The sequence below is a fragment of the Butyrivibrio sp. XPD2006 genome, from assembly GCF_000420865.1.
In the GTDB taxonomy this organism is placed as follows: domain Bacteria; phylum Bacillota; class Clostridia; order Lachnospirales; family Lachnospiraceae; genus Butyrivibrio.
This window is the reverse complement of record NZ_ATVT01000024.1, coordinates 1-12,237: the sequence shown is the minus strand read 5'-3', so window position 1 is coordinate 12,237 and position 12,237 is coordinate 1. Positions and strand designations below refer to the sequence as shown.

The following is a 12,237-nucleotide window of genomic DNA, read 5'->3' as shown; positions in this document are numbered from 1 at the left end:
TGGGAAGACTACATGGAAGTATGCGATGATATCAGATACACAGAGGGAATGAAAGATCTTTATTCCCATCGCAAAGAAACAATAGAAAGAATTTTTGGGACCGCCAAAGAAAACCACGGATTCAGATATACACAGATGTATGGCAAGGCGCGTATGGAAATGAAGGTCGCGCTTACCTTTGCGTGTATGAATCTGAAAAAGCTTGCAAGGATCAAGCATGAATGGCGGTTAGAGATGGCCTGATATAGGCTGTTTCTGACCTTTGTTCTGAACAAAATCCCCATAACATAAGAAAAATGGTCCAGAGAGCTACGCCCTCAGGACCACTTTGTCTACAGTCTGAAGGGCTTGGTTTAATAAACCAAGCCCTTAAATTTTTATGCTGCTTCGTCTAATCCCAGATCCTCTGAGCTGACAGGCTCTGAGGGTATAGAATCCTCGGCGGGAGAAGAGGTATCATCCGAATTGGAGGAATCTGAATCTGTAGAGTCATTTGATTGTTCTGTTACTGTTTTCGGAGTAGCATCTGCATCAGCAGGCTCTTCTGAAGCTGTACCTTCAATAGCGGGAGCAGGCTCTTCTGATGTTGTATCTTCAATAGCAGGAGCAGGCTCTTCAGAAGCCGGTGCTTCAGCTTTATCGCTGTCTTCAACAGCATCCGCATCCTCTGCAAGTTCTGTTACAGTATCCGCATCTTCTGTAACTTCCTGCTCAGATGATTCTGCAGTAGTTTCTTCTGAAGGTGCATCTGTAACAACAGGAGCAGCATCTTCCGTTGGTGTAGATTCAACCACAATAACAGGAACAGAATCATTTTCGGGTTCGTCCGCGCTGCTCCTTGGAGCGCTTTCTGCCAAAGCAGTTCCGGCATTGGCGTTGTTTGCCTGAGCAGCTTCATCTCTTGCAAAATCATCTGCCCATCCGCGTACTCTTTCTGCTTCAGCCTGGCTTTGTTCCCAAGTAGTGGCTTCTACCTCCGGTATAGGAAGGTAGTAATTGTTTAATCCCTTATTTGGACCAAGATTGTTTTCATTGAGGTAATATTCAGCTCCGTAGGCATCAGCAAGATGGTAGTCGAAGCCTAAATCCTGAACGTAATAATATCTGATATCTACGCCGGGCTCATCATAATAAAACGTTCCTATTGATTCAATAGTAGGTGTTTCTGTGATGGAGTACAGATCATCTGCTCCGCCAAGGAGTTCAAAGTATCCGTAACGAAGGAAGGATGTGTCAGCATTATTGATTCCAACATCTCCGTTATTGACCTCGCTATAGCCGTTAACGGTAAATTGAGCGGTTCCTTCTACATTCCGGGCAGTTACATTCAGATAAATAGTGTTTACTTTGTTTTCTCTTGCAGCCTGTTTCAAATACTCAGTTCTGCTCAGATCACCCTGGTCAATTTTCGAGGCGTTTCTGCTGTCAATCCAGTAGCAGACAGGAATGTAACCCGAGTAGGAACCGTCACCATTATTGCTTGTAACATACATGCTGCAGATCTGGTTATTCAGAGTATACCAGAGGTTATCGAAGGCACTTACTGAGTAGTACACATCATTACCATCGATTTGCTTTTGACCGGAGTACAATGGTGTGTCACCAAGACTGATATATTTGTTATCATCGTCCGGATCAGGGAAAATTCCCACACATACATTTACAACATCTCCGGCAACAATCGGATTGATATCGGTAACAGCTACTGTGGCTTCTATGTTATGATCCTCCGGAACCTCAGTTATCACACAATTAGCGACTATTCGGTCTGCCAGAAGCTTTTCAAACTGCTCTAATATAGGATCGTCAGGATCAGCCTCATCTACCTGAGCTGCGTCATAAATAACACTCCATTCCCCTCCGTTGTCAGGATCATTTTTGATCGCATCAATAAGACCCCCAAGGGAGTCGATATGCTGATCTTTCCAGTCATAGCCTAAGAGCTTTCCTGCAAGACTGATCAGGGCAAATCTTGCTGTGACGAACTTATAGTCCTCATTCAATCCAACAGAATTGTAAATACCTATGGTATCGCTTGCTAAATTATTGAAGTATGCGTAACCGGCTCTTTCCGGATCCGGTCTTTCATAGTATACAGAGAGAGGGAAGTATACACTAAGTCCTCCGTTATTGACAGTTTTATCATTCCCTTTCGTTTCAATAACACAATTACCAAGAGCAGCGATCACCTGTGTGCATGCCGCCTTAAGATCGTCTGATAAATTGTCATTGTTGATAATGGCTGTAGCAAATCTCTTGATATCAAGATAGTTTGAGTTATTAAATCCCGTTCGGGTGGCAAAGTGAGACCTCTTGCCTGCAATTGACAGAAGCTCATAGTATGCAGTATCTGAGTCATCTATTTCTGTTAAAAGAGCTATCGCAAACTCTGAAATTGCATCATCAAGGTCGCCAACCTTCTTCATATCCACAAGAGAGAGTGTGGACATGCCATCGTTGAACTGAGCCAAAAATGAGCTGACAATCTCTTTTCCCAAATCCTCTGTGCTGATATCGGGATTAGATCCAAGGGCATTCATAAGAGCAAAATAATCCCAACCGGCACCGGGCTCATCTTCTTCTGAACCTATGTAGTAATCAGCGAAAGGACTCAGGATGCTGACAACCTCATAGTTACCCATCTCACATGCATCAAATCCGATAAAGTCGAAGGTGCCACCGTTTTTATAGAAATCGCTTCCTGCAAATGATTCACGTATCTGCTTCAGAGAAAAGGCGGAGTCAGGAAGGCCCTCTTCCGTAGGATGAGCCTGTTTGTAATCATCAAGAAGATCATCAGAACCATATCCTCTTAAACCTTCGCCGTGGTCCCAGATAATAAGATCAAGTTTGTCAGACTCAACAGCAGTAGCGCAATAGTCTATCATCTCCGAGAAAAATGCTGTGTCTGTGATGTATCTTCCGTTATATGTCTGTCTGTTTACAAGCTGATTAACTCCGTCATTGTTTACAACCTCCCAAAGCTGAAGGCCGCTGATATTGACGCCGTATTTACCAAGCAGATCGGCTGCATTGTTTTCAACCGTAGCCTTTTGATCAGGAGTTAAATCTTTCATTTCAGTATCCGGATACAGAAGACGCCTTGAGTATTCCTTGTAGTATTCCGCATCATTCATGTGCCAGGTTCTTGTACCACCGGCCACAACAAATATCTTGATGTTTGAAGGAATGTTAGCTCTCAGAAGATCAAGCGTATTTTTGGTACCGGCCATGCCATCTGATTCAAGATCAGTTCCATCAAGATAAATAAGGATAGTTCGGTCATAAAACTGTGTAGGAGTTGGTTCAGGAGTGGGGGAAGGTGCAGGAGCAGGCTCGGGCGCAGGAGCAATTGAAGGGTCGGGATTATAATGTGGGATATTTTCAGCAGTTTGCTCAAGTTTTTCAGTTACTTCCATCCAGTTTATTACTTCAGTGAGAGAGGTTAAGAAACTTGTAAGTATTTCTTTCGCTCTGCTGGAATCTTGAACGGTAAGAGCTTGTGCCAATTTGTAGAGATTTTTATTTCCGGTTTTAAGAATCATCTCATCATATTTTATTTTAGAGATGCCGTTTACATGCGCGTCAACAGAGACAGTTTGTCCTACTTTATCAGGAAGCGTAATATCCCCCAAAAAAAGTCGGAGAGCAGGAGCGGATTTTGCTGCAGCCCTCTTGTCAAGCATGGTTATAGTTAAGTGGAAATCATTTTTACCTTCTTTTATATTGAAGGAATCAGCTTGATTAAAAGAAATAAGAAAACCCGGGAAAGAATCTGCATAAAGAACAACTCCTATGGGTAGTATGTTCTCCAGCATCTTTGCTGAACTTGGGACAGCAGCATAGGTAACGATCGTATTTCCACTGTAAGCAAGGCCTGATGTAAATAAAAACACACCGGCCAAAAGAGCTGTAAACAGACGCTTTATTGTACTTCTCATTTTGAGACCTCCTGAAAACCAATACTTAATCCATGATAAGAAAATTTTAGCATGTACAGGTTTTCAGATTATAAACAGCGTATTAAAAGAAAATTAAAGGAGCAAGAATAAGTTATCTAAGGCCCTGGAGGATATTCCGGGTTTCAGCCTTTCTGCCCGGAGCGGCTTTAGCGTAGATATTTGTTGTATTTATGCTCTTGTGATGGAGTTTTTCTTTTAACAGAAGGAGATCATTATCACTGGCACTGTAGAAACTCATTGCAAAGCTTGAACGTAGTTTATGCGGCGTAATGAGCTTTCCTTTTGCCCCAAGGCCTGCTTTTGCGTATTTTTTTACAAGATTTTCAACTGCGCGCACTCCAAGGCGTTCACCCTTCAGAGTGGTGAATGCAGGGATCTGGGCGTCTGAAATAAGAAATCTTGCTCTCTGAGCGTCAAAGTATTCCTGAAGATATGAGGCACATTCGTCGGAAAAATAGACTGTGTCCGTTCCTCCGCCTTTTCTCACGGTAATCACGCTGCATTTATCAAAATCATAATCAATAATATTGGTTGTGAGCATCTCAGATACTCGAAGGCCTGTATCAAGGAGCAGCAGTATCATTGCGGAATCCCTGACTTCAAAGCGCTCATGAAGCGCAGCTGCCTTGCCTTCGAGGTTTTCACCGGTCCTGACTGCATTTAAGAGCTCTTTTTGCTCCTCATTCGTAAGATATATGAGGTTTTTATCAGGAAGAGCCTTGTTTCTGACGGCCGCTGCGGGATTTGTCCCAAGCTTACCCGTGATCATGAAAAAGCCGAACATTGATGACAAAGTTGCTCGAAGGCGCTTTATCGTAGATGCATTATGACTCTGAGGAACCTGGTTTTGTGCGTTTATTTTGTCTCTGAGCTTCGTATAACGACGATCTTTGGAGCTTCCGATTGTAGTTAAGTATCTGTTTACGTCCAGTGGCTCAATTTTGGCCATGTCACTTAGGGTTATTTCCTTGATTTCTTTATCAGAAAAATCCGCCAGATAATTCACCATAAAGTTTAAAAAGTCATAGATATCCCTTGAATATTGAAGCATTGTCGAAGGATTCTCCGAATTCTTGAAGTTATAGATGAAATCTGTGACAAAATCCGGCATTTTATCCAGAAGTTCGTTGATTTTTTTTGAATAATTCAGACTGTCATTGGCCATAATATAACCTCATAAGCGCTGAAAACGCAAAAATTAGTACTTTCTATACGTAAAACTGAAATATTACGCATAGCATTATTTATATATATAATACATCCTTCCCTTTTCGTTGTCTACATGTCGGTTTAAGCTAAACTTGTAATATGTTTAAAGATAGGAGTGTAAAAAGTCAAAAATACGGCTTTTTACACTTTTTAACTTAAAAAAATAAAGCTTGAAAATGTAAAAAGCCGTACTTTTAAAGAAAAATCTGTAAAAAGCCGAATGGATTAAAGCTAAAATTGTAAAAAAACGGGCACTGTAGTGTGTGCAATTTAATCATTATCCTGGTTATCATCCGTTCCATAAACGTCTACCTGGGATGCCTGTCTTTTATGTTCTTCTTCTATAGCAGCATAGTGTTTAACAGTTGTATTTACGTCTTTATGTCCCAGAACATCAGCGACCATATAAATATCACTTGTCCTGTTATAAAGCGCTGTACCATAAGTTCTACGGAGCTTATGAGGGGTGAGTTTTTGAGTAAGTCCTGTGTTTTTTCCATATTTTGAAATCATATATTGGATGCTTCTTATCGATAAACGCTTATGCTGAAGAGATATGAAGAGAGCAGGTTCTTCAGAATCATTGAGTAGGGAAGGGCGTTCATGATTGATATAATCCCTCAGCGTATTCCGGATAATCTCGTTTATGTAGAGATGATCTTCATCGCCGCCTTTTCTGACGATAGTAATTGTATTTTCATCAAAATTTATATCTGAAAGATCAAGCCCTGCACATTCCGAGACGCGGATTCCAGTATTTAACAGAAGAGTTACAATTGCCAGATCTCTTTTTGCAGTAGGTTCAGACATGACTTTGGAATGGTAACTAGCAGAATTCACAGCTGCGACAGAATCCATTAGAAGCTGAACCTGGTCAGGATACAGCCTTCGGATATCTTTCTTTACCTTTTCTTTCTTCTTTACAGCAGCTTTCACTGTGGGATCAATCTTAAGATAGTCATATTTGATCAGATATTTATAGTAATTCCGCACAGCCGCCATTTTTCTTGCAATTGCACGTTCTTTAGCAGGCTTTACATTGCCTTTTTTATCCGGTTTGTGGCCTGATGCAACATAATTTTGGAATTCATTGATGTCCTGAGGACCAAGATTTTCGACAACTTCAAAGGGGATATCTTTGATTTCAAGATTCTTGCACAGGGGATTCTTTTCCTTGAGAAATCCGTAGAAAAATAGAATATCCTGCGCATAATTAAAAGCGGTGCTTTCCTGATATTTGAGAAGACATTCCTCAACAAATCCATGTGTATGCTGAGGAAGAATGTTTTTAATGCTTTCAGTATCTTTACGGCGTTTCTGCCTCAATGAATTGTAATATTCTGAATTTTCACCCATGACTTAACTCCTCCGCTTTTCTAAAATAATCGTAACACAAAAGAGGAATTTTGTGCAATGATATTTGCGTTAGCAGCGCGTTCCAGCGGGAGGTGAACCCCCTGTCTGACATCGTTCTTTATTGGCTTTATTTCTTTGTTGGATATGCCGTTAATTCTTCAAACTCATCTACCGGCATAGGCTTGTAGAAATAATATCCCTGCATTTCCTCACATCCAAGACTTCCGAGGAAATCAGCCTGTTCCAGTGTCTCAACACCTTCTGCGATAATAGAAGTTCCAATAGCATGGATCATCTGGACCATGTAGCTAAGTATTGTCCGACCCATCTTTTGGTCACCTGAACCGGTAATAAATCGAAGATCAAGCTTTATGCGATCAAGGATAACTTCTTTTAACATATTCAGTGATGAGTAACCACTTCCAAAGTCGTCCATTTCAACTTCAAAGCCTGCTTCACGAAGTTTGGTTGTTGTTTTGATGATGGTATCGGAGTTTTCGACATATGCGCTTTCCGTTATCTCAATACGAAGTTGACCAGGCAATAGGTTATAGAACTCTTTTAATGTATTAAAGTGGTCGGCTACATCAGGGTTCTTTACTATATCAAGTCTTGATAGGTTTACTGATACACACAGTTGTCTGCCCTGATCATTCCATCGCTTCAAATCCTTACACACAGTGTCCCAAACGTGACAGTCAAGATCATAGATAAGCCCAGCATCTTCCAAAACCGGAATAAATTCTCCCGGAGAAATGTTTCCATCCTTCTTGCTTTTCCAGCGGCAAAGAGCCTCTGCACCAGTTATCATCCCAGTCTTATAGTTGACCTGTGGCTGATACCATACTTGTATTTCCCCAGACTCAATAGCTGCAGGAAGGCGACTTGCGATACCGGCACTTTTCCTTCCCATGTCCCACTGCTTTGGGTTATAAAACTCAAATCCTTCTTTCTTGGATTCTCTGACTTTTCTTTCTGCAATGCGGGCATAATCAAGCATCTTATCCACGTTTATGTCTTTATAGTCATCAGGCATAAGAACATAAATACCAGAGCAGAGCCTTACAACAAAGTCTTTTCCACGATCGCTAAAATAATTGCGAACAGGAGTCAAAATATATTTTTCATCCTGAAGAATCTGTTCATTGCCGCCAATACATCGAAGGATAACAAAATGATCTCCATCATACCTTCCTATAGCTTCTTTATCGGTAAGTACTTCAAGGCTTCTCTCAGTCCAAAATTTTAACAGCTCATCTCCGGCCTTCCAGCCAAAGCTGTCGTTGATGAACTTAAAGTCTTTTATGTTGTTATAGGATATCGTATACGGTGTATCAGGGTTGTTAGTGAGTAGTTCCTCAACTTTTTTACGGAATCCATTGTGGCTGAGCACACCAGTGAGAGGATCGATATCCTCCATTATCCGCATCTTTTCCTTCTGCTCTTCAAAATATGCTTTCTGTCTTAGGACAAGCATTATAACAAGAGCAGCAAAAAGGATAGTCCCAATAATAAGGAAGTACTTATATTGGTAGAGATAGTCTTCAAAAGTATATACATAAAGATCTCTGGTAGTGTAATCAAGGGCTATAGCCTGTTTTTTGGTTTCAGGAATAGCTGCAATTCCTTCGTTCAGAAGTTCAATTCGTTTTTTTCCCTCTGGGGTTTCAAGAGTTCCGGCACGAAAATCCATTGAAAACATGGCAGAAGGCTGTACTTTAAAATCATTATAGGATGGCTTTTGAAGCACATAGCTCCACGCATATGAGTTATGTAAAAGTGCATCTACCTCTTCATTTCTAAGCGCTTTAATGCAATCAGCCATGGAATTGTAAAGGTTTATCGTTATTCCAGGGTATAACTGCTTTACAGTTTCTGCTACTCCGCCCTGTGATTTTAGCATGCCTACTCTGATGGTATTTATGTCAGAAATAGAGTGCTTATCTGTAGTCACAAGGGTAAATGGGGTCTGGATGAGATTGTCCGATACGATGGTCGCTTGACCAGATGCACTTGAAACAGCACTTCCAAAGGGCATAACAAGATCGTACTCAGTACTATCAAGGGCTTCCTTAAGATTTGATTCACTTATAGCTTTGAATGCGACATTGAAACCAGCTTCTTTGGCAGCGGATTCCATAAGATCAACGCCGATTCCTGCAATCTTGCCGTTGTCTTTATCAATGTAAAACATAGGACATCTGTCTACAGGCACACCGACTGTAAATTCTGTAGCAGGAGAATCAGACGAGGCATAAACAGGCGTCAAAAAGACTCCCAGATAGATTACCAGGAAAAGGAGGGCTATGCTGATAGTAGTATGGATCCTTTTTGATTTCATGATACACTCGCCTTATTGTTTGTTCTTTGCTTTAGATACTCACACTTAATTCTAACATTATTATGTTAAAATACGATAAATAATAAATAACAAATCGATAAAGGCGACTTCTAGTATTCCGGCATTGCTAACTTATGCGCATACGGGACTTGAACCAGGGATTCACGGAGCACCATTAGAACATAAAAAAAGTGTTCCGACGCTATATGAGTCATCGGAACACCATAGACCGACGCAGCATGGCATTTCCATCCTTGCAATAGTAACATCCCTTATGTCCTTGTTACTGATAACTTCTGTCAGTTTCTCAGTGTAATCTCCCTCATCCGGTTTGGGACATCCGATCATTGTGAACCTGCCTTGCATCAGAAAAAGAAAAGTATAAAACTTTATTCGACAGGGTAAATGAAACAACAATACTATATAATTCGAGGCATTTAAGCTCTCTTATGTTTAAAGTGATGCTGTCTGGGTTTGTGCTTAAATGCAACTATGTTTAGAGGCTTTTCATCCTTTTTTGCATAATTCTCATATGCCTTCTTATAGTGTTTCTGTCCGGCCCAGATATCGTCAGCTACAGGCGCCCACTCTTTTGCGTAATCATCACACTTTGCACACAGATGTTCAACACTTTCTTCAGACTCTTCATTGGTACCATGAGCTCCGGATATTTCAACCATGTCCCTTAAAAGAGCCGGATTTTCAAGCATTGGGCATGGCCTTAAATGATTCTTATTAAATGGCTGCCCCTTATGATATTCCATGAAAAGAGGACTTTGAAGCATCTCAAGTATTGAATGTGTATGTATATTCGTGTTGGAGAAGTGGATAAATACGCATGGCTCAGCATCTCCGCTTGAATTGATGTGGAAGTAATTTCTTCCGCCTGCTATGCATCCGCCAACTGCTTCGCCATCATTCTGGAAATCCATAGGGAAGAATCCCAGGTCACATTTGTCACTTCTCAGGAATCTAATCTGATCCACCATCTTCTTTCTCTGTTCTACCGTTGGCATAAGCTCAGGAACAGCATTGTTTCCAACCGGCATATAGTGAAAGAAGAATCCAAATCTTGCTCCTTTTTCAGCTATAAACTCGATGAACTTAGGATCAGTAACTGCCTTGATGTTGTTTCTTGTATAGCAGATGGAAGTTCCATAAACTATTCCGTACTTTTTGAGTAGATCCATGGCATTCATTACTGCATCATAATGACCAAGGCCACGTCTTGCGTCATTAGTCTCAGGAGTTCCCTCGATAGAAAGCTGGAATGTGAGATTTCCAAGCCTTACAACTTCTTTACAGAAATCCTCATCAATAAGTGTTGAATTGGTATAGATAGAGAACTCAACATCATTGTGCTTTTCTGCCAGTTTCAAGATATCTTTCTTCCTTACAAGAGGTTCTCCTCCTGTCATCATGTAAAGATATACTCCCAGCTCTTTTCCCTGGGTAACGATTTTGTCCATATCTTCAAAAGACAGATTGTGCTTAGGTCCATAAGTACCTGACCAGCATCCCGCACAGTGCATATTGCAGGCGCTTGTAGGGTCAAAAAGAATAAGCCATGGGATATTGCATCCGTATTTTTCCCTGTTTGCCCTGATCATTTTTGTGCCTCTGAAAAATGCCTCATAGCCAAGATTGAGCATCATCATCTTTGCAACATGCGGATCTGTCTCATCTATTACTTTATTCAAAAACTTAACCCATCTGTTATCCGGATCTTTAAATGCCGCTCTTACTTTATCAAGGCTTTCTTTTCTGGCTCCATCTTTACCCCAGAATTTCTCTGCCTGGTCAACAAGCTTAAGATAAGTAGCAGTCCTGTTCTCCGTTTTATCGAGATTTGCAAGGAACCTGTCAATCAGTATGCTAAAAGCCTGTCTTTGTACTTTGTGAGAAATGTTTTTTGCTAATTCCATACTTGTTATGCCTCCCCAAACGATGCTACAATTATTCTGATGTAACAAGTGTAACGCCACAGCATATTAATAACAATGGCTCTACCATCGGACATGACAATATTTCGTTTAAGTGAACCGATGTTACATTCTTGCATTTTTTGTAACGTCGAGAGGGAGAAAAAATGAAAAGCTCAAAAGAATCTTTAACAGAAATGCAAAAAAAAGAAGTTCTGAGGATGAATAATAAGGAGTCCAATCAGCTGACAAGAGAGTGTCTGCAGCTTTCGCTTATGCATCTAATGAGCGAACACCCTTATGAGAAGATCACCATCAGCGAGATAGTACGCCGTGCAGGAGTATCAAGGACGGCGTTCTATCGAAACTATACAGATAAAGAAGATATCCTGCATGAGCTTGGGGATGAAATAATAAAGCGTATAGCGGAGATCAGCGAAAAGCCCGAACTGCACGAAAACCCACATCTGTGGTTCGAAGATATTTTTCGGGCTGTCAAAAACGATAAAGATATAATATCTCTGTTTGACCAAGCCGGAATTCTTCAGAATGAACTCTTTCTTGAAAAAGCGGTCTCAGAGCGGCTCTATCCTACAGCTGACCCAGAAAAGAAGTATCTCAGACTTGCTGCCGAAGCTGCCATTTTACAAATACTCATAAGCTGGTTCAGGGATGGGATGCAGGAAGACGAAAAACAAATGGCTGATATCTGCGTAAATATCTTTGATAACGCTTTGAGCAGACTGCCATAATTAACAAGGACCTCTTCTAACATGAGAAATGATCCTTCCTGGCGTAAACGAAGTAATTCTTGCGCATATGAAGCTTGACCCCGGAATTCCCTTAGCACCAATAGAACATAAAATTCCGATATAATGCTCATTCCAGCAAACTGGAATTGTTAGCACTCTGTCTTATTGCACCGGAGGCATAAAACATAAAATGCAATCGCCAGAAACTGTGATACCACAGACACAGTGACAAGATACACAGGATTCAAATCATACAGGGCACCGAGAAGCCAACTGCCCAGAAACCACGCAATACCAAATCCTGTCTCAAATATTCCGAAACCGGTGCTTCGCATGGAACGCGGGACGATTCCGCTGACAGCTGCTTTCATAATACTTTCCTGCGCACCCATTCCAATCCCCCACAGAATTATCCCAGCTCCGATCAACCAGGCATTTCCAGTCATAAAAACAAAATATGAGAAGAATGTGCTGCATAGTGTGGAAATGATCAGAGCCTTCAGCCCGACCTTATCATAAAGCCAGCCAAAGAATAGTGCAGCAAAGGCATCCACAGCCATTGCCCCAGCATATAGCAGGCTGAGCATGGATTCATTAAATGCTCCGGTATTAGCCGAATGAAGTGTGATCAGGGTGAAGTCTGCAAAGCCAAAAGCAAAAAAGCAGATGGCCGCCATGAACAGAACAAATGACTT

The 12,237-nt window shown here is 41.2% G+C and carries 7 protein-coding genes and 2 pseudogenes; 2 read left to right on the top strand and 7 right to left on the bottom strand.

The features are described from left to right. Nucleotides 1-225, top strand: a pseudogene (locus G590_RS20145) (transposase); the annotation flags it as partial. Nucleotides 226-377: 152 nt separating this feature from the next. Here G590_RS20145 and G590_RS0117625 read toward each other — a convergent pair. The 6 genes and pseudogenes from G590_RS0117625 to G590_RS20135 form a co-directional block, all read right to left on the bottom strand. Then, the gene (locus G590_RS0117625; RefSeq protein WP_022766960.1) at nucleotides 378-3,941 is read right to left on the bottom strand and encodes a clostripain-related cysteine peptidase; all 3,564 of its coding nucleotides are present in this window, start codon (nucleotides 3,939-3,941) and stop codon (nucleotides 378-380) included. 112 nt (nucleotides 3,942-4,053) lie between these two features. Continuing rightward, nucleotides 4,054-5,127 carry a tyrosine-type recombinase/integrase gene (locus G590_RS20925; RefSeq protein ID WP_022766959.1) on the bottom strand — a complete coding sequence of 358 codons (1,074 nt, stop codon included), beginning with the start codon at nucleotides 5,125-5,127 and terminating at the stop codon, nucleotides 4,054-4,056. A gap of 314 nt (nucleotides 5,128-5,441) precedes the next feature. Then, a complete protein-coding gene (locus G590_RS0117615) occupies nucleotides 5,442-6,527 on the bottom strand; it encodes a tyrosine-type recombinase/integrase (protein WP_022766958.1) in 1,086 nt (361 codons plus the stop codon). Between the two features lie 127 nt (nucleotides 6,528-6,654). Next, nucleotides 6,655-8,868 (bottom strand): EAL domain-containing protein, encoded by a 2,214-nt coding sequence (locus G590_RS0117610; protein ID WP_022766957.1) that lies wholly within the window; start codon nucleotides 8,866-8,868, stop codon nucleotides 6,655-6,657. 225 nt (nucleotides 8,869-9,093) lie between these two features. Then, a pseudogene (locus tag G590_RS0117605) lies at nucleotides 9,094-9,222 on the bottom strand (4Fe-4S ferredoxin); the annotation flags it as partial. Nucleotides 9,223-9,305: 83 nt separating this feature from the next. Continuing rightward, nucleotides 9,306-10,793 carry a radical SAM protein gene (locus G590_RS20135; protein WP_022766956.1) on the bottom strand — a complete coding sequence of 496 codons (1,488 nt, stop codon included), beginning with the start codon at nucleotides 10,791-10,793 and terminating at the stop codon, nucleotides 9,306-9,308. Nucleotides 10,794-10,957: 164 nt separating this feature from the next. On the opposite strand from G590_RS20135, the gene G590_RS0117595 reads away from it, so the two are divergent. Beyond that, the gene (locus G590_RS0117595) at nucleotides 10,958-11,542 is read left to right on the top strand and encodes a TetR/AcrR family transcriptional regulator (RefSeq protein ID WP_013282475.1); all 585 of its coding nucleotides are present in this window, start codon (nucleotides 10,958-10,960) and stop codon (nucleotides 11,540-11,542) included. Between the two features lie 149 nt (nucleotides 11,543-11,691). Here G590_RS0117595 and G590_RS0117590 read toward each other — a convergent pair. Next, nucleotides 11,692-12,237: MFS transporter (locus G590_RS0117590; RefSeq protein WP_022766955.1), on the bottom strand; the 546-nt coding region annotated here is incomplete at its 5' end.